The 19,727-nt window shown below is 44.7% G+C and carries 11 protein-coding genes, 3 tRNA genes and 3 rRNA genes; 12 read left to right on the forward strand and 5 right to left on the reverse strand.

Annotation, left to right across the window (positions count from 1 at the left end; genetic code table 11):
• Window positions 1-275 precede the first annotated feature (275 nt).
• The 8 genes from QWZ07_RS08355 to QWZ07_RS08390 all read left to right on the forward strand — a co-directional run bounded on the left by QWZ07_RS08355 (window position 276) and on the right by QWZ07_RS08390 (window position 7,565).
• A 16S ribosomal RNA gene (locus QWZ07_RS08355) occupies window positions 276-1,830 on the forward strand.
• A gap of 77 nt (window positions 1,831-1,907) precedes the next feature.
• Window positions 1,908-1,983: transfer RNA gene (locus tag QWZ07_RS08360), tRNA-Ala, on the forward strand.
• A 301-nt stretch (window positions 1,984-2,284) separates the two neighbouring features.
• Window positions 2,285-5,177: ribosomal RNA gene (locus tag QWZ07_RS08365) — 23S ribosomal RNA — on the forward strand.
• A 137-nt stretch (window positions 5,178-5,314) separates the two neighbouring features.
• Window positions 5,315-5,430, forward strand: a 5S ribosomal RNA gene (gene rrf, locus QWZ07_RS08370).
• Together the 16S, 23S and 5S rRNA genes with 3 tRNA genes alongside form the textbook arrangement of a ribosomal RNA operon.
• Before the next feature lie 67 nt (window positions 5,431-5,497).
• A tRNA-Asp gene (locus tag QWZ07_RS08375) sits at window positions 5,498-5,574 on the forward strand.
• Between the two features lie 35 nt (window positions 5,575-5,609).
• Window positions 5,610-5,686, forward strand: a tRNA-Trp gene (locus QWZ07_RS08380).
• A 456-nt stretch (window positions 5,687-6,142) separates the two neighbouring features.
• Window positions 6,143-6,982 carry a penicillin-insensitive murein endopeptidase gene (gene mepA / locus QWZ07_RS08385; RefSeq protein ID WP_192853466.1) on the forward strand — a complete coding sequence of 280 codons (840 nt, stop codon included), beginning with the start codon at window positions 6,143-6,145 and terminating at the stop codon, window positions 6,980-6,982.
• Between the two features lie 274 nt (window positions 6,983-7,256).
• Window positions 7,257-7,565, forward strand: coding sequence for a hypothetical protein (locus QWZ07_RS08390; protein WP_004735060.1), 309 nt, complete (start codon window positions 7,257-7,259; stop codon window positions 7,563-7,565).
• A gap of 42 nt (window positions 7,566-7,607) precedes the next feature.
• On the opposite strand, the gene QWZ07_RS08395 is transcribed toward QWZ07_RS08390, so the two are convergent.
• From QWZ07_RS08395 to rdgC, 3 genes are all read right to left on the reverse strand, one after another.
• Window positions 7,608-7,862, reverse strand: coding sequence for a YfhL family 4Fe-4S dicluster ferredoxin (locus QWZ07_RS08395; RefSeq protein WP_004735061.1), 255 nt, complete (start codon window positions 7,860-7,862; stop codon window positions 7,608-7,610).
• A gap of 20 nt (window positions 7,863-7,882) precedes the next feature.
• The gene (gene trhP / locus QWZ07_RS08400) at window positions 7,883-9,301 is read right to left on the reverse strand and encodes a prephenate-dependent tRNA uridine(34) hydroxylase TrhP (RefSeq protein ID WP_102421132.1); all 1,419 of its coding nucleotides are present in this window, start codon (window positions 9,299-9,301) and stop codon (window positions 7,883-7,885) included.
• A gap of 206 nt (window positions 9,302-9,507) precedes the next feature.
• A complete protein-coding gene (rdgC, locus tag QWZ07_RS08405; protein ID WP_004735063.1) occupies window positions 9,508-10,422 on the reverse strand; it encodes a recombination-associated protein RdgC in 915 nt (304 codons plus the stop codon).
• A gap of 193 nt (window positions 10,423-10,615) precedes the next feature.
• Here rdgC and phoB point away from each other — a divergent pair, with 193 nt between their 5' ends.
• From phoB to QWZ07_RS08420, 3 genes are read left to right on the forward strand one after another with little or no spacing between them, the layout of a single operon-like run.
• Complete coding sequence (gene phoB / locus QWZ07_RS08410) at window positions 10,616-11,305, forward strand: phosphate regulon transcriptional regulator PhoB (RefSeq protein WP_004735064.1); 690 nt, start codon at window positions 10,616-10,618, stop codon at window positions 11,303-11,305.
• 33 nt (window positions 11,306-11,338) lie between these two features.
• Window positions 11,339-12,637, forward strand: a complete 1,299-nt coding sequence (gene phoR, locus QWZ07_RS08415; protein ID WP_192853418.1) for a phosphate regulon sensor histidine kinase PhoR — start codon at window positions 11,339-11,341, stop codon at window positions 12,635-12,637.
• On the forward strand, window positions 12,634-13,611 hold the full coding sequence (locus QWZ07_RS08420; RefSeq protein WP_192853419.1) for a PstS family phosphate ABC transporter substrate-binding protein: 978 nt from the start codon (window positions 12,634-12,636) through the stop codon (window positions 13,609-13,611). The genes phoR and QWZ07_RS08420 overlap by 4 nt, the downstream gene beginning before the upstream one ends.
• Before the next feature lie 64 nt (window positions 13,612-13,675).
• Here the strand turns inward: QWZ07_RS08420 and ppx are convergent, their stop codons facing one another.
• Complete coding sequence (gene ppx, locus QWZ07_RS08425; protein ID WP_192853420.1) at window positions 13,676-15,187, reverse strand: exopolyphosphatase; 1,512 nt, start codon at window positions 15,185-15,187, stop codon at window positions 13,676-13,678.
• Window positions 15,178-17,274, reverse strand: a complete 2,097-nt coding sequence (ppk1, locus tag QWZ07_RS08430; RefSeq protein ID WP_192853421.1) for a polyphosphate kinase 1 — start codon at window positions 17,272-17,274, stop codon at window positions 15,178-15,180. The genes ppx and ppk1 overlap by 10 nt, the downstream gene beginning before the upstream one ends.
• A 200-nt stretch (window positions 17,275-17,474) precedes the next feature.
• Here ppk1 and QWZ07_RS08435 point away from each other — a divergent pair, with 200 nt between their 5' ends.
• Window positions 17,475-19,691 (forward strand): ABC transporter permease subunit, encoded by a 2,217-nt coding sequence (locus tag QWZ07_RS08435; protein ID WP_192853422.1) that lies wholly within the window; start codon window positions 17,475-17,477, stop codon window positions 19,689-19,691.
• Window positions 19,692-19,727: the final 36 nt, after the last annotated feature.

A 19,727-nucleotide genomic window follows, 5' to 3' on the forward strand; every position in this document is an offset into this window, starting at 1 on the left:
AAGCTCTTTAACAATTTAAACCTATCAATCTGTGTGGGCACTCGTTGATGAATATCAAAACGTTATTGGTTCTTTTTCAAAAGAGCGTAGTAACAGTTACTTCGGTAACAAAATTGATTTCAATGAGCTGAGTGACCAATACGTTTAACTACTTGTAGTTATTCGGCACAGTCAATTCATTACTATTCTGTTGGAATGGTAATAGCTTTAGAATTACATGTTTACTTCGGTAAATATTAGTTTTGAAGTCAGTATTCGTTGAGTCACAAAATCTTAAATTGAAGAGTTTGATCATGGCTCAGATTGAACGCTGGCGGCAGGCCTAACACATGCAAGTCGAGCGGAAACGACAACATTGAATCTTCGGAGGATTTGTTGGGCGTCGAGCGGCGGACGGGTGAGTAATGCCTAGGAAATTGCCTTGATGTGGGGGATAACCATTGGAAACGATGGCTAATACCGCATAATGCCTACGGGCCAAAGAGGGGGATCTTCGGACCTCTCGCGTCAAGATATGCCTAGGTGGGATTAGCTAGTTGGTGAGGTAATGGCTCACCAAGGCGACGATCCCTAGCTGGTCTGAGAGGATGATCAGCCACACTGGAACTGAGACACGGTCCAGACTCCTACGGGAGGCAGCAGTGGGGAATATTGCACAATGGGCGAAAGCCTGATGCAGCCATGCCGCGTGTATGAAGAAGGCCTTCGGGTTGTAAAGTACTTTCAGTTGTGAGGAAGGGTGTGTAGTTAATAGCTGCGCATCTTGACGTTAGCAACAGAAGAAGCACCGGCTAACTCCGTGCCAGCAGCCGCGGTAATACGGAGGGTGCGAGCGTTAATCGGAATTACTGGGCGTAAAGCGCATGCAGGTGGTTCATTAAGTCAGATGTGAAAGCCCGGGGCTCAACCTCGGAACTGCATTTGAAACTGGTGAACTAGAGTGCTGTAGAGGGGGGTAGAATTTCAGGTGTAGCGGTGAAATGCGTAGAGATCTGAAGGAATACCAGTGGCGAAGGCGGCCCCCTGGACAGACACTGACACTCAGATGCGAAAGCGTGGGGAGCAAACAGGATTAGATACCCTGGTAGTCCACGCCGTAAACGATGTCTACTTGGAGGTTGTGGCCTTGAGCCGTGGCTTTCGGAGCTAACGCGTTAAGTAGACCGCCTGGGGAGTACGGTCGCAAGATTAAAACTCAAATGAATTGACGGGGGCCCGCACAAGCGGTGGAGCATGTGGTTTAATTCGATGCAACGCGAAGAACCTTACCTACTCTTGACATCCAGAGAAGCCAGCGGAGACGCTGGTGTGCCTTCGGGAACTCTGAGACAGGTGCTGCATGGCTGTCGTCAGCTCGTGTTGTGAAATGTTGGGTTAAGTCCCGCAACGAGCGCAACCCTTATCCTTGTTTGCCAGCGAGTAATGTCGGGAACTCCAGGGAGACTGCCGGTGATAAACCGGAGGAAGGTGGGGACGACGTCAAGTCATCATGGCCCTTACGAGTAGGGCTACACACGTGCTACAATGGCGCATACAGAGGGCAGCAAGCTAGCGATAGTAAGCGAATCCCAAAAAGTGCGTCGTAGTCCGGATTGGAGTCTGCAACTCGACTCCATGAAGTCGGAATCGCTAGTAATCGTGAATCAGAATGTCACGGTGAATACGTTCCCGGGCCTTGTACACACCGCCCGTCACACCATGGGAGTGGGCTGCAAAAGAAGTGGGTAGTTTAACCTTTCGGGGAGGACGCTCACCACTTTGTGGTTCATGACTGGGGTGAAGTCGTAACAAGGTAGCCCTAGGGGAACCTGGGGCTGGATCACCTCCTTATACGAAGATACCACGATGAGTGTCCACACAGATTGATTAGGTTTAGAAAAGTTAAGAGTAGAAATACTTTTCCAGATGGGGCTATAGCTCAGCTGGGAGAGCGCCTCGCTGGCAGCGAGGAGGTCTGCGGTTCGATCCCGCATAGCTCCACCATCTTTAAGTGTTTTTCTTTGAAAATATTTAAAAATGGTTCATTAGTTTGAATCAAGCTCTTTAACAATTTGGAAAGCTGACTGATTGATTTACTTACGAGTAATTCAATCAAATTTAAAAGTTCTCAATGTTTATCTTTATTGATAAACACAACAAACACATTCAAGTGTCTTGTATTCGAATCAAACGTTAGTTTGATTCACAATTGAGTCCGGCAAACAGTCATCAAGAATTAACCCTTCTTGATGACAACCAAAAACCTTGGTTAGTTGCCATACACTAAGACCCTTTCGGGTTGTATGGTTAAGTGACTAAGCGTACACGGTGGATGCCTTGGCAGTCAGAGGCGATGAAAGACGTAATAACTTGCGATAAGCCCAGATTAGGTAGTAATAACCTTTTGAGTCTGGGATTTCTGAATGGGGAAACCCACGTGCATAAGCACGTATCCTGTTGTGAATACATAGCAACAGGAGGCAAACCGGGGGAACTGAAACATCTAAGTACCCCGAGGAAGAGAAATCAACCGAGATTCCGAAAGTAGCGGCGAGCGAAATTGGATTAGCCCTTAAGCTTTTAATGATGCAGGTGAAGAGTCTGGAAAGTCTCGCAATAAAGGGTGATAGCCCCGTAACCGACACATCATAATCAGTGAAATCGAGTAGGGCGGGACACGTGATATCCTGTCTGAATATGGGGGGACCATCCTCCAAGGCTAAATACTACTGACTGACCGATAGTGAACCAGTACCGTGAGGGAAAGGCGAAAAGAACCCCTGTGAGGGGAGTGAAATAGAACCTGAAACCGTGTACGTACAAGCAGTAGGAGCACCTTCGTGGTGTGACTGCGTACCTTTTGTATAATGGGTCAGCGACTTAATTTTAGTAGCAAGGTTAACCGTTTAGGGGAGCCGTAGGGAAACCGAGTCTTAACTGGGCGTACAGTTGCTAGGATTAGACCCGAAACCAGGTGATCTAGCCATGGGCAGGTTGAAGGTTGAGTAACATCAACTGGAGGACCGAACCGACTAATGTTGAAAAATTAGCGGATGACTTGTGGCTAGGGGTGAAAGGCCAATCAAACCTGGAGATAGCTGGTTCTCCCCGAAAGCTATTTAGGTAGCGCCTCGGACGAATACTACTGGGGGTAGAGCACTGTTAAGGCTAGGGGGTCATCCCGACTTACCAACCCTTTGCAAACTCCGAATACCAGTAAGTACTATCCGGGAGACACACGGCGGGTGCTAACGTCCGTCGTGGAGAGGGAAACAACCCAGACCGCCAGCTAAGGTCCCAAAGTATAGCTAAGTGGGAAACGATGTGGGAAGGCTCAGACAGCCAGGATGTTGGCTTAGAAGCAGCCATCATTTAAAGAAAGCGTAATAGCTCACTGGTCGAGTCGGCCTGCGCGGAAGATGTAACGGGGCTAAGCTATACACCGAAGCTGCGGCTACGTACCTTAGGGTATGTGGGGTAGGGGAGCGTTCTGTAAGCCGTTGAAGGTGGTCTGTAAGGGCTGCTGGAGGTATCAGAAGTGCGAATGCTGACATGAGTAACGATAAAGGGAGTGAAAAACTCCCTCGCCGGAAGACCAAGGGTTCCTGTCCAACGTTAATCGGGGCAGGGTAAGTCGACTCCTAAGGCGAGGCCGAAAGGCGTAGTCGATGGGAAACGGGTTAATATTCCCGTACTTCTTACAATTGCGATGGGGGGACGGAGAAGGCTAGGTGGGCCTGGCGACGGTTGTCCAGGTTCAAGTATGTAGGCGGAAAGTTTAGGTAAATCCGGACTTTCTTAACGCTGAGATACGATGTCGAGCTACTACGGTAGTGAAGTCATTGATGCCATGCTTCCAGGAAAAGCCTCTAAGCTTCAGATTGTAAGGAATCGTACCCCAAACCGACACAGGTGGTCGGGTAGAGAATACCAAGGCGCTTGAGAGAACTCGGGTGAAGGAACTAGGCAAAATGGTACCGTAACTTCGGGAGAAGGTACGCTCTTATCAGTGAAGTCCCTTGCGGATGGAGCAGACGAGAGTCGCAGATACCAGGTGGCTGCAACTGTTTATTAAAAACACAGCACTGTGCAAAATCGTAAGATGACGTATACGGTGTGACGCCTGCCCGGTGCCGGAAGGTTAATTGATGGGGTTAGACTTCGGTCGAAGCTCTTGATCGAAGCCCCGGTAAACGGCGGCCGTAACTATAACGGTCCTAAGGTAGCGAAATTCCTTGTCGGGTAAGTTCCGACCTGCACGAATGGCGTAATGATGGCCACGCTGTCTCCACCCGAGACTCAGTGAAATTGAAATCGCTGTGAAGATGCAGTGTACCCGCGGCTAGACGGAAAGACCCCGTGAACCTTTACTACAGCTTGGCACTGAACATTGAACCTACATGTGTAGGATAGGTGGGAGACTATGAAACCGCGTCGCTAGATGTGGTGGAGTCGTCCTTGAAATACCACCCTTGTAGTTTTGATGTTCTAACGTTGGTCCCTGAATCGGGATTACGGACAGTGCCTGGTGGGTAGTTTGACTGGGGCGGTCTCCTCCCAAAGAGTAACGGAGGAGCACGAAGGTGGGCTAAACACGGTTGGACATCGTGTGGTTAGTGCAATGGCATAAGCCCGCTTGACTGCGAGAATGACAATTCGAGCAGGTGCGAAAGCAGGTCATAGTGATCCGGTGGTTCTGAATGGAAGGGCCATCGCTCAACGGATAAAAGGTACTCCGGGGATAACAGGCTGATACCGCCCAAGAGTTCATATCGACGGCGGTGTTTGGCACCTCGATGTCGGCTCATCACATCCTGGGGCTGAAGTCGGTCCCAAGGGTATGGCTGTTCGCCATTTAAAGTGGTACGCGAGCTGGGTTTAGAACGTCGTGAGACAGTTCGGTCCCTATCTGCCGTGGGCGTTGGAAAATTGAAAGGGGCTGCTCCTAGTACGAGAGGACCGGAGTGGACGAACCTCTGGTGTTCGGGTTGTCATGCCAATGGCATTGCCCGGTAGCTAAGTTCGGAATCGATAACCGCTGAAAGCATCTAAGCGGGAAGCGAGCCTTGAGATGAGTTTTCCCTGGCGCTATAAGCGTCCTAAAGGGTTGTCGTAGACTACGACGTTGATAGGCAGGGTGTGTAAGTGCTGCGAGGCATTGAGCTAACCTGTACTAATTGCCCGTGAGGCTTAACCATACAACACCCAAGGGGTTTTGTGGACTCAAAGAAATACCAAATACTTGAATGAGTTTGATGAGATATAACTTTTAAATCAGTTTTCCAGATTATTTTGCCTTCAGTTTTTAAAAAACTGAAAGTAAAAGCAAAATTTGCTTGGCGACCATAGCATTGTGGACCCACCTGATTCCATGCCGAACTCAGAAGTGAAACACAATAGCGCCGATGGTAGTGTGGGGTTTCCCCATGTGAGAGTAGGACATCGCCAGGCTTTAAATTAAATCTTTAGGTTGACCAACCTGGAGATATGGACGCTCACTTAGTGAGTTGACCACTGCGGAGTGGTAGTTCAGTTGGTTAGAATACCGGCCTGTCACGCCGGGGGTCGCGGGTTCGAGTCCCGTCCACTCCGCCACTTATTCAGAGTTTCAGCTCTTTAAAACTGAAAATAGGGGTGTAGCTCCAATTGGCAGAGCAGCGGATTCCAAATCCGCGTGTTGGGAGTTCGAATCTCTCCACCCCTGCCATATTTAAGGCTCTAGTCAAAAGACTAGAGCCTTTTTGCTTTTTTCGATATAGATAAATGAACAACGAAGTTCTACTGCTACCAATTATCTCAACATCTCTAATCGTTAGTTCAGTTTAAAACAACCTATGTTGTTGCATTGATATATTAAGGCTTCAGTCGAAAGACTGGAGCCTTTTTATTTTCTGCTCGCTTCTGCAATTTTATTTTTAAGACGATGAATTAACGCTGTTAATCGTCAAGTGCAGTGGCTGACCGTTATACGAAATTCAAAAATCAGTGACGAGTTTGAGATCTTTACGTCTCTTCAGTTAGCCAATAGCAGTGATGAAAGTTGGTTGATAAGATGTGTTGTTTGTTATTTTCATTTAATGCCCCGAAAAACTTATTACTTATATGCCCCTATTCCTCAATGACAGCTAGTATAAATACTAAAGACAAATCATTTAGGATCGTTATGAGGTTACTTTGCGCTGCGGCTACTGGGTTATGTTCATTCGTAGCCATAGCAACGCCTTGGGAAAAGGCGAAGAGCCCGACAATCAACTCAACATCATCTATTGGCAGTTATGCTAATGGCTGTTTAGACGGTGCACAGGCTTTGCCTATTAACGGGGAGGGCTATCAAATTATTCGCCCTCAGCGAGAACGCTACTATGGCCATACCGAGGCCATTCAGTTTATTGAAAGGTTAGGTGTGACTGCGAGCGAAAAACTCAATACCAATTTACTGGTTGGTGATATTTCTCTACCTCGAGGAGGACGCTTCTCATCTGGTCATTCAAGCCACCAGACTGGCTTGGATATTGATATATGGTTAAGGCTCACTGATGAGAGACTTTCCGAAAATGAACTCGCTGTTCCTAAGCCAATAAGCGTTGTCGACCTTACTAATTACAAACTGCGTAAATCAAATTGGAACGATGACCATTTTCAAGTTATTCGCTATGCAGCCAAAGATCAAAAAGTGGTACGTATTTTCGTCCATCCTGTTATTAAACAAACTCTTTGTGACCAAGAAAGCTCTGATGCCAATGAGAGAGCATGGTTAGGAAAAATCAGACCTTGGTGGGGACATCATTCTCATTTTCATGTTCGTTTAAAATGTCCTAAAGGTAGTTCTAACTGCATCGCTCAAGCAAACCCGCCAAAAGGTGATGGTTGTGGAGATGAACTTGCCAGTTGGGCTCCGCAGACCATTCCAGTGCCTCCACCTAAAAAAGTAGCTAAAAGTAAGAAAAAAAAGAAAGTTAAAGTAATGCCGAGTCAGTGTTTAGCCTTGATATCCAATAAGTAATCGCATCTATCGAGGTTAATTACAGTGGTAATGCCACTGACTTTCTCGTCTCTGAAACTGGAGAAATGTCACACTTTTGTCTAGAGTTTATAAACACGTAATTAAGAACATCGTTTGATATCAAAACAAACGAATAACGGCAATAGCAAAAACAACGATGAATTTGATAATGCTTAGTCAGGGATGGCGTGTTTTTGGGTGAAAGATGCGGCTTATGTGCAGTATATGAAAATCAAAGTCTGATACCCGTCTATAAAAATTCAAGGATAAGACAATGACTATGATTTGCGCGAGGGAATTCTCTAAATGGTTAAGACATAGATTCAATAGTGAGAAGACTGGTATTTCAATTTCTAGAGAAGATATAAACCAGCTAACCGGTCGACAACGGTTAGATCCTAGTTTTGTTAATGATGTTCATTATGAACTGATGCAGTATGGAATGGCGTTTGTCACCGATACCAGTCGGGAGAGTTTTTATTTGGTACCTGTATCCCAAACCAAAAATTGGCGAGAACAACTTGAATACCAATTTGAGAAAGAGATGTTCTGCAACATATATCCCATTGAAAAATCTGGTTAAAAAAAAGGTTCAACTTGATGATTAAGTTGAACCTTTTATCTTTTAGGTCAAGCCTTGAATAATGACAAACTTTTCTAATAATTCGTCGTCAGTTTCAATATGGTTTGGGTCAGTGATTATGCATTTTGTAATGGGACACACTGACTGACATGTTGGCTTCTCATAGTGACCTTTACACTCAGTACATAAATCAGGATCGATTTCGAAGATACTGTCACCCATAGTGATTGCACCATTTGGGCATTCAGGGTCACACATATCGCAGTTTATGCACTTGTCAGTTATTAGTAGAGCCATTTATCTTTCCAAAGTAACCGTTATTTACCTGAAGCGTTACGTGTATCTTGCCCTGCGCTCAAGTTACGCATTAACAAACCAAATTCTAGATCCATATCAGTAGGTACAGGAATAAACACAAAGTGTCCGTTACCTTTCGCATCGTCTACTGCTTCAGATTTACGGTTTTCCATAACTTCTAGTTTGAAGACAACGTTACCTTTCGGTGTCATCATTTCTAGGCTGTCACCAACTAGGAATTTGTTTTTCACTTCTACTTCAGCTAGGTCGCCACGGCGTTTACCTGTGAATTCACCAACAAACTGTTGAGTATCAGAGATAGAGTAACCGTATTCGTAGTTTTGGTATGAATCGTGAGTGTGACGACGTAGGAAGCCTTCAGTGTAGCCTCGGTGAGCTAGGCTCTCTAGCGTACCCATTAGACTCTCATCAAATGGCTTACCTGCAACAGCATCATCGATAGCTTTACGGTAAACCTGTGCTGTACGTGCACAGTAGTAGAAAGACTTAGTACGGCCTTCAATCTTCAATGAATGAACACCCATCTTCGTTAGACGTTCAACGTGTTGGATTGCGCGAAGGTCTTTCGAGTTCATGATGTAAGTACCATGCTCATCTTCAAACGCCGCCATTTTCTCTTCAGGTTTGTGTGATTCAGAAAGTAAAACGACTTCATCAGTTGGCTTACCAAGGCCTAGTGTGTTGTCAGGGCGCTCGTCTTGAACTTCAATACCTTGAGTTTCTACTTCTTGAATAGCAACGCCTGTAGGGTTAGCTTCAACGATCTGACCGTTTTCGTCTTCTTTCGCAGCTTCTGTCTTGTATTCCCAACGACAAGCGTTAGTACAAGTACCTTGGTTTGGATCGCGTTTGTTCATGTAGCCAGAAAGTAGGCAACGACCAGAGTAAGCCATGCATAGAGCACCGTGAACAAAGATTTCTAGCTCTGTTTCTGGGCAGTGTTCGCGAATCTCTTCGATTTCTTCAAGAGATAGCTCACGAGATAGGATCACACGCTCAACGCCTTGAGTTGACCAGAACTTCACGGTCGCCCAGTTTACTGCGTTTGCTTGAACTGAAAGATGGATCGGCATTTCAGGGAATGATTCACGTACCATCATGATAAGACCTGGGTCTGACATGATAAGTGCGTCTGGGCCCATCTCAACAACGGGCTTAAGGTCGCGAATGAATGTTTTTAATTTAGAGTTGTGTGGCTGAATGTTACATACAACATATAACTTTTTGCCTTGAGCATGAGCTTCATCGATACCGATTTGTAGGTTTTCGTGATTGAACTCGTTGTTACGAACACGAAGGCTGTAACGTGGCTGGCCTGCGTATACTGCATCTGCGCCATAGGCGAATGCGTAACGCATGTTTTTAAGGCTTCCTGCCGGTGATAATAGTTCAGGTACAAATGGTTTCTGTGTAGTCATTGCTTCGTTCTCTAATCTGATCTCAAGTCAGGTTGATACCACCAAGTGATATCAAAGGGGCGCAAATTTTACGCTAAAATGAGTTTGGTTGATAGCCCTAAAGATAACAATGGTATTAAGAAGCGAGTTGATAGGTATTGATAAGCGGGAGTAGGAAAGAAAATAAGCTCAGGTATCGTCGATACCTGAGCATCAAATCGGAATCATTAAGCGTTAGGTTGAGTTAACCCACCTAATGATTCAAATAGGTTTGGTAGGAAAACACTGAACTCACCACAAAGTAGAGAGAAGTCTGCATCAAAACGTGCAGCTTGATCTTCACGAGGAATATCGTCGTTCTCATCTTTTAGTTCATCACTGAATTTCAGGCGCTTGATGCTGCCATCTTCAGCAAGGATGAACTCTATGCGATCTTGCCAGTTGATCAGAAGCTTAGTCACAACTTTGTTGGCTTCAATGTGGTTCTTAATCTCATCAGCTTCTAGTTCTTGTTTCTTAACTCGAACAATACCACCGTCTTCTTGGATTGATTTAAGCTCTGCTTCATCGAGCATAGTGATACCTTGAGGCGTATCACCTGACTTAACCCATTCCGTTAACGTTGTTTCAATCGCTTGCTCTGGAATAGCTGGCACTACTGGCAAGCTACCCATTGTTTTACGTAATAATGCCAATACGTCTTCAGCTTTTTTGTAGCTGCTAGCATCAACAACAATAAAGCCTTCTTTCGGCATGATCAGTGCGTAAGTGAAGTTACTGCGGCTGAAAGCACGAGGAAGAAGATCGATGATGATGTCTTCTTTTAGGCTGTCTTTCTCTTTCTTTTTCAGAGGAGTACCAGACTCCGCTTCAAGCGTTTCTACTTTTGCATTCAATGAATCTTTGATCACAGAAGCTGGAAGCATTTTCTCTTCTTTCTTTGCACAGATGAGAATGCGGTTTTCTGATACGTGCGTCATCATATCGCCGTGTCTACCCATCGCATTTACCCAACCAAACTTCTGTTTGTCTTGGCTACCACAAGGGGTAAAACGGAACTCTTCAAGTTGTTTCTCTAGCTGATCTGCGTTGAAGTCTATATCACGATTAAAGCGATAGACGAGGCAATTCTTAAACCACATAAATATTTCTCATACCTTTATCTGAAGACGCTCATCATAGGAGATTTCGATCCATTTGTCTTATACCTGCAATAAAAATTAAAAGTGAAATGTTTGAGACAGTTATATGAAAATTTGTTTTCAAAGGTCACAAAAGTGTCATAATTAAACCAGATAATGCAATGCGTTGATTAAATACTAAGGCTATTCAATTATGTCGAGAAGGATTCTGGTCGTTGAAGATGAAGCACCTATTCGTGAGATGTTGTGTTTTGTACTTGAGCAAAAAGGCTACCAAGCAGTAGAGGCTGAAGATTACGATACAGCGGTAAACAAGCTATGTGAACCTTTCCCAGATCTAGTATTACTAGATTGGATGCTACCTGGTGGTAGCGGGATCAACTTTATCAAGCACATGAAGCGTGAAGAGTTAACTCGCAACATCCCAGTTGTGATGCTGACGGCTCGTGGTGAAGAAGAAGATAAGGTTCGAGGTTTAGAAGTTGGTGCTGACGACTACATTACCAAACCATTTTCGCCAAAAGAGTTGGTCGCTCGTCTGAAAGCAGTTATTCGCCGTGTAACACCAACGGCATTGGAAGATGTGATAGATGTTCAAGGGCTTAAATTAGACCCTGTATCTCACCGCGTTACCGCAAGCGAAGGTCCCGTTGATATGGGGCCAACCGAGTTCAAAATGTTGCATTTCTTTATGACTCACCAAGAGCGAGTATACAGCCGAGAGCAACTGCTAAATAACGTTTGGGGTACTAACGTTTACGTTGAAGATCGTACGGTTGATGTTCATATTCGACGTTTACGCAAAGCACTTGAATCTGCTGGTCATGACAAATTAATTCAAACGGTGCGCGGCGCAGGCTACCGTTTTTCTACAAAGGCTTAATGTGGCTTCACTGCCCAGTTTATGGAGTCCTGAATGGTTGAGAAGTTAACCTGGAAGAAGCTAGCTTGGGAGCTGGCTTTTTTTTACGCACCTTGGATTATAGTCGGATGGATATTCGGTTATTTACCTTGGTTATTGCTGGCTGCAACAGTATTACAGTTAGCATGGCATCTACACTATCAAATGCGTTTGTCTGCTTGGTTGTGGGATGAAAAGCGGTTAACACCCCCTTCAGGTTCTGGAAACTGGGAGTCTCTGTTTAACGGTATCTATCGTATGCAGCAGAGACAGCGTCGTAAGCGCAAAGAATTGACCAACCTTATCCGCCGTTTCAGAAACGGTGCTGAATCCCTTCCCGATGCCGTTGTGGTGTTTCGCGGTGAAGGCAATATTGTTTGGTGTAACAAGCTTGCTCAGTATTTACTGGGTTTTCGCTGGCCAGACGATTCAGGTCAACCGATCTCTAACTTGATCCGCACGCCGGACTTTATCAAGTACCTTAATAAACAAGATTTCTCAGAGCCGTTAGAGATGCCTTCGCCACTTAATGTGGAGCGTATGCTTGAGCTTCGTATCGTACCGTATACCGAGGGCGAACACCTCATGGTAGTACGTGATGTTACTCAGCTAAAACAGCTAGAAGGCATGCGTCGTAACTTTTTCGCTAACGTTTCTCACGAGCTACGCACTCCAATGACCGTACTTCAGGGCTATCTTGAAATGACGGAAGATCCAGACATGGTCGTTGGGCCTATGTGGCCTAAGGCTCATGGTGTTATGACTGAGCAATTGAATCGCATGAACAGTTTGGTCAATCAGCTTCTTACTCTTTCTAAGATAGAAGCGGCGCCAATGCATGAATTGGATGAAGTGGTTAACGTTCCGGCGATGTTGGAAGTTCTTGAAAAAGAAGCTGCTAGTCTCAGTGGAGAGCGAGAACACAAGCTGGAATTTGATATTGATAAGAGCTTACGCGTATTAGCTGATGAAGATCAGTTAAGAAGTGCGATATCGAATCTGGTTTACAATGCAGTGAAATACACGCCGCCTGGTGCGACCGTAAAGGTTCGTTGGTACCAAACCAGTCAAGGCGCGTGTTTGGATGTGTCAGACACTGGAGACGGTATCGAACCACAACACTTGCATCGACTTACAGAGCGTTTCTATCGTGTTGATAAAGCACGCTCACGCGATACTGGGGGCAGTGGCCTAGGGTTAGCGATTGTGAAACATGCGCTTAGTCATCATGATTCACATTTAGAAATTCAAAGTGAAGTGGGGGTTGGTAGCCGATTCTATTTCACGCTGCCTAGCCGATTGACAGTGTCATGAGTTCTTTAATACGCAGGATGCGTTTCCCCATCAGTTCATTATTAGCATTAGCGTTGGTTACCCCTGTTCATGCCGGGCAAGGTGCCGATTCTCTTCCAGATTATTCTAAGGTTCCGGGTATTTCTGGCAGCTTGTTGTCTGTCGGTTCCGATACCTTAGCGGGAATGACAACGTTATGGGTTGAAGAGTTTAAGTCTTACTACCCGAACGTGAATGCTCAAGTTCAGGCTTCTGGTTCATCCACTGCACCTCCTGCATTAACGGAAGGTACTGCTCACCTTGGGCCGATGAGTCGTCCAATGCGGCTACGAGAAGTGGAAGCGTTCGAAAGGGAGCATGGCTATAAGCCGACGGCGCTTCGAGTTGCTATCGATGCTATTGGTCTTTTTGTGCATCGTGATAATCCTATCGAGGGGCTTAATTTCCGCGAAATTGACAGCATATTTTCAGAGACATTGCGCTGTGGCGCGACTAAGCCGCTAAACAGTTGGCAAGATTTAGGTATCAGCCAGCCGTGGGCAAAACATAGATTCCAACTGTTCGGTCGTAATTCCGTTTCGGGAACCTACGGCTACTTCAAACAAAACGCATTATGTAGTGGCGACTTCAAGAACCGAGTTAATGAACAGCCAGGATCTGCATCGGTTGTACAGTCGGTCGCTTCATCAATCAGCGGGATAGGGTACTCAGGTATTGGTTATCGAGTGGCTGGTGTTAAGTTAATTCCTATTGCTGAGCATGGCTCTGATTACGTAGAACCGACCCGAGCGAATATCTTAAGCGGAGATTACCCTCTATCGCGTTTTCTCTATGTGTATGTGAATAAACACCCAGATAAACCGCTTTCTCCTGTAGAGAGAGAGTTCCTCACTTTTGTATTCTCGAAGCAAGGACAAGAACTGGTAGAGAAAGATGGCTATTTAGCGATACCGCCTGAGTTCGCAGAGCAAGAACTGGCAAAAGTCGGGCTATGATTCAGATACAAAACATGTAGAAACAGCTTGCTAAGTCGCAGGCTGTTTTTGTTTTGACTGTTCGTTACTCTACCTTTAACGACCATCCAGCATTTTGCCAACGTTGTTGTTCTTCTTTGAGTTCATGTTCAAGCAGTTGGTTTTGGGTCAACCAATCGTTGTTAGGGCCTTTCAATTTCCAGTTATCCTGTTGTTCAATCGTTAGAGTCATGTCTGAGACTAGTGTTTGATTTCTCTGACGATTGAGTAAGATAGCGAGTCTTAATATGCGAATTAGTAGCGTTATTTGTTGTGGAGAAAATAGAGACAGTTCCGGCAAGTCTTGTCGCTTAATCGCTTTTCTTTGGTGGCGAACCAATGTCGAGATAAGACGTTGTTGCTCAGTATTGAAACCGGGCATTGTCGTGTGCTTAAGCAGATAAGCCGAATGGCGGTGATAGCCTTGGAATGCGATGCTTTGTCCTACCTCATGAAGTAGTGCAGCCCAACCAACCAGATCATACAGCTCATTAGTGACCATAGTCGTTACTTGAGGCTGCACTTGTTTCAGTAATGCAAGGGCGAGTTCTTTGACTTTCTGGCCATGAGCTACGTCAACATGGTATCGAGAGACGAGCGTTTCGGCGGTTCTTGTTCGAACATCAATATCTTTAAATCTATCCTCCATGTCATAAAGAACGCCTTCTCTCAGGGCGCCATCAGAAAAATGTAGCTCTTGTATGTCTAGCGTATCCATAGCTGCTGAAAGAATGGTGACGCCAGCAGCAAACACTGGCTTTCTCTCATCACTTAAACCTGAAAGGTCTAAGGTTTTGGATGATGAAAACTCACATAAGTGACTTTTTAAATAGGACAGACGTTGCGGCGTAATGAGACCATCGGTAAACCCTAAGCCAATGAGTACCTCTTTTATTGATTTAGCCGTCCCTGACGAGCCAAAGGCGATTTCCCAAGGGGCCTTTGTGTATTCTTCAATCAATGGCACCAATAGACGAGTAGCCGCGGTATAAGCATCTGAGAAGTGTTGTGAGGTTAACTCTCCGTCAGCAAAGAAACGTTGAGTGAAGCTGACGCATCCCATAGGTAAACTGCGCATAATTAGGGGGGTAAAACCTCGCCCAGCGACGAGTTCCGTACTCCCTCCACCGATATCAATAACCAATTTAGATTCAGAAGCAGTTTGAGTGTGTTCTACACCGTTATAGATTATTCGAGCTTCTTCTTGACCTGAGATAACCTCTATTGGAAAAGGAAATAGTGGTTTGGCTTGCTCTAAGAAGTTTTTGGTGTTTTTGGCCTTTCTTAGGGTATGAGTCGCAACAACTCTGACATCATCAAGTTCAAAATCCTCTAGTCGTTCTGCGAACACTTTGAGACATTCTAAGCCTTGCTCGATAGCGCTTTCGGATAGGAAGTTACGTTCGTCCAACCCATCGCCTAATCTCACTTTCTGTTTGTGTCTGCTGACTAATTGCAGGTGTTGATCGAATACTCGAGCAACCACCATATGGAAGCTGTTCGAACCCAAGTCGATAGCGGCAATACATCGAGAATGTTTATTATCAATTAGCGGCATGATTTCTTCTCTTGTTTGTACTTCTTGCGAGCAAGTTTCTCCATACGTTTAATATAGTGGTAAGTGGAGAGTTGCGACGTCGGGTAATCGAGTGGTTTTGCTGGTGGTTGTATGTAAGGGTTGCTCATCGATTGGTCTAGCACTCGAGCTTTGTTGCTGTCATCGAAATGAAACTCAGTTATATCGATAATGGTTTGCTTGATCTTTGGATCTAAAATTGGAGTGGCGACTTCGATCCTATGATCGAAGTTTCGTGTCATCCAGTCGGCAGAGGAGATATAGACTTTTGGATTTCCAGCGTTACCAAAGATCATCACTCTTGGGTGTTCGAGAAAACGATCGACCACACTAACAATCTCAATCTGCTCACTGATTTTGGAGACTCCCGGTACGAGAGAGCACATACCACGAATGACCATTCTCACCGTTACATTGGCTTGGCTGGCCTGATAGAGCTTCTCAATGATCTCTCGGTCGACCAAATTGTTGAGTTTTAGAGTGATGCTTGCAGGCTTGTTCTCTATCGCGTTTTGTATTTCATTATCTATCAACTGATACAGGCGTTTTCTTGTATTCTTTGGTGACACAATCAGTTGTTTGAACTGTGATTTTTGATAAGGGTTTTCAATGTACTTAAAGACTTGTCTCACCTCTTGGGTCAAATCTTCATTCGCAGTGAGCAGAGAAAAATCGGTATACACGCGCGCTGTTACTTCATGAAAGTTACCGGTGCCAATATGAGCGTAATGCGCCGTATGCTTGCCTTCTTTCCGTTTAATGAGCAGCAGCTTAGAGTGAATTTTCAAACTTGGGATGCCATGGATGACTTTTATACCGGCTTCTTGAAGTTTCTTTGTCCACTGAATATTGGCTTGTTCATCAAAGCGGGCTTGCAGTTCAACGACGACAGTTACTTTCTTACCATTGTGCGCCGCATCGATGATCGAGCTGAGGAGCTTTGATCCTTCTGCAACACGGTAAACGTTTATTTTTATGGAGGTTACCTTCGGGTCAAAGGAAGCCTGCCTCACGAGTTCAGTGATGTGATTAAAGGTGTGATAAGGGTAATGCAACAAGATGTCACGAGCTTTGATCGCTTCGAAATAGTTTGGGTAGTGGCTGAAATGCGAACACTTAATCGCGGGTAGTGGACGATTAACTAAATCACGTCGATTAAGGCTTGGGAACTCAGAGAAATGTTTGAAGTTATGATAACGTCCACCCGCAATGACACTGTCATAGTCAGATAGTTTAAGTCTGACTTGTAAGAAACTGAGCATTTCAGCGGGCATTTCTGACTCATAGATAAGGCGTATCGGTAGTGCCGTCAAACGCTGTTCTAAACCCAACGACATAGATTCTAGTAGACTATTTTCATTGCTCTCTTGAAGGTCATAATCGGCATCACGAGTCATTTTTATAGCAAAGCAACGCACGGAGTCATACTCAAAGAATCCTTTAAGCAAGTCATCTAAACAAAATCGAACTATATTATCTAATAAGATCAAAGTCGTACGCTGTGAACCCGAAGTGTCTGGTAACTTAACAAATCGAGGGAGAGCTTCAGATGGGATTTCGAGTAAGACATATTGAGAAGATGTCTCTTGCTCAATGTCGATTGCCAAGTAACTTTGCTCGTCTTTCATAATATTGAGCAACTGGCTATCTTCGTTCAAGAGAAACGGAGTTAAATGTGGAAGTACTTTTTTCTTAAAGTACTTTTTGATCCACTCACTTTGCTCTTCGCTGATTTGCTGTTCGTTGACCAGAAAAATACGATTGCGCGCCAGTTCCAATAGTAAGTCGCTATACAATTCATGGAATCGAGCATCGAGCTTACTTGCTTTGCTCTGCATTTGAATTAGCAGGGCTTTCTGCGAGTTGGTAGGTAATTGAGGATCTTGAAGTAAGATCTTTCGTTTCACATCAGCAAATCGGACTTTGTAAAACTCATCGAGGTTTTTCGAGTAAATACCTAAAAAACGAACTCTTTCGATTAAGGGAACTGACTTGTCGGCCGCTTCTTGGAGTACTCTTTCGTTGAAGGATAACCAGCTAAGTTCTTTTGTGACATAGTCTTTTTCCATCGAGATGATAATCCTTGAGTGCTGGCTATAGAGCTGATTACTTTAATTTAGAATGACAAAATTCACAAAATCTATGATCTTACTTTAAGAAATATGGTCAACAAACTTGTTATTAGTTTCAGTTGTTTAACGTAACTTGTAATATAATTGTCATCTAACGTACATATTATGTCAGTAGCTAAAAAAAGGTAGATAAACAGATGGCTTCAGCCCAATTTTCATTGAAAGAGCGCGACAAAAAAAGATGGTTGAAAGATCGTCTCGTCCGTTTTTCGGTGACATGCGGTGCAGTCAGTGTTCTAGCTGCTCTGGTGCTGATTTTTGTTTACTTGGCGATGGTCATTTTACCGGTATTTTCTGATACTGGTTTAGAGACAGACCAAGCAGTGAAGACCGTTGCCGTAGAAAAGCCTATTGCCTTATCCGTAGATGAATACGGTCAGCATGCGTTTACTATCGAAAAATCCGGTTTGGTTCAGTTTTGGGATTTAGAGTCTCAAAATACACACTCTTACTTTGAGCGTAATGTTTTAGCTAACCCCATCGCTTTTTCTCGAAATACCCCATCTGAAAACTGGTTTGCCTTTGCCGATAGCGCAAGCAACCTTACCTTTTTCTACCCTGAGTATAGTGCGCCCGTGCTGCAAAAGGGCAGTGAAGCCGAACCTAAAATTGAGCAAATCGATCTCCCTGAACCATTTTTAAATGATGAATCATCAAACGGAGCAACAATCGAAAAATTCGTGTTCTCTAAGAATGGACGTGGTATCACGGTTGCCGCTCAGTTAAGCGATCAACGAGTTTTGGTTAAGTGGTACCAGAGTGATCTTACTGGTCAGTATGTTTTTCAGAAGAGACAATGGTTGTCGGATAAGTTGGGTTTACAGCAACAGTTGTTAGTCACACCTGATGGTCAAACCTTGTATCTCCGAGCACAATCGGATTTAGTGGTGTTGAAGTTATCCGATAGCGGCTTCAATGTTCGTGAAGTGATTGATCTTAGTTTGAATGATGCGAAGCACTCGGTGAAAAGTATCGATTTACTGTCTGGAGCTTATTCATTGTTGGTTACGCATGAGGACGGACAGGTTTCTCAGTGGTTCGATGTACTCAAAGATGAAAAGCGTAGCCTGACCCATATTCGAGACTTCCAACTTGCTGAACAAGTGCAATTTATCCTGCCCGATACTTATAGGAAGGGTTTTTATAGTTTCTATAAGAATGGCACATTACAAAGCCACTATACGACCAGTGAAAAGCTGTCGCTGTTCGAGCGCGCATTTGATAAGTCACCACAATTAGCGGCTATGTCTGCCAATGAACTGCATTTGGCGACGCTGATTGATGGCACAATCAGTGTTGCTAAAGTCGATAACGAATATCCGCAAATATCATTCTCATCGCTTTGGCAAAAAGTCTGGTACGAAAGCTATCCAGAGCCGCAATACGTTTGGCAATCAACGTCGGCGAACGATGACTTTGAAGAAAAATTCAGTTTAGTACCTATCACATTCGGTACTATCAAAGCCGCTCTGTTTGCTATGATGTTTGCTGTGCCGGTTGCTGTGCTCGGAGCCATTTACACTGCATATTTTATGTCTCCAAGAATGCGAAGAGTCGTGAAGCCGTCGATAGAACTGATGGAAGCTCTTCCGACCGTTATCATCGGATTCTTGGCTGGGCTTTGGTTTGCTCCAATTGTCGAAACGCATCTAACGGCAGTCTTCTCATTAATGGTGTTATTACCACTGAGCACATTGTTGACTGGACTTGTTTGGTACTGTTTGCCAAAGATGGTCACGAGCCGCTTCGCTAATGGTTGGCACGCCTTGATATTGATTCCGGTATTGATGATTACTGTGGTTGCTGTATTTGCTGGTGGAAACAGCATTGAAGCCTTGTTGTTTGACGGTGATATTCGCACCTTCTTAGCTAGCTATGGCATCGACTTTGATCAACGTAATGCGCTGGTGGTTGGTTTCGCTATGGGCTTCGCTGTCATCCCTACCATTTTCACGATTGCAGAAGACGCTATTTTCTCTGTGCCAAAACATTTATCCGATGGCTCACTGGCGTTGGGTGCGACGGCGTGGCAGACCCTAATTTATGTGGTGTTATTGACGGCTAGCCCAGGTATCTTTTCAGCGGTCATGATGGGACTAGGGAGAGCGGTTGGCGAAACCATGATTGTCTTGATGGCTACAGGTAATACACCAATTCTTGACTGGAATATTTTGGAAGGGATGAGAACGTTATCGGCAACGATTGCTGTTGAATTACCAGAATCTGAGGTGGGCGGTTCTCATTTCCGCTTGCTGTTCTTGGCTGCACTCTTGCTGTTTATCTTTACATTCGCGGTGAACTCAGTGGCTGAGTGGGTTAGACAAAGGCTGAGAGATAAATATCGTGCTCTGTAGTTTTAAAGGTTCACCTCAATCTCTATCAATGGCTGT

This window comes from Vibrio lentus, from assembly GCF_030409755.1.
In the GTDB taxonomy this organism is placed as follows: Bacteria; Pseudomonadota; Gammaproteobacteria; order Enterobacterales; family Vibrionaceae; genus Vibrio; species Vibrio lentus.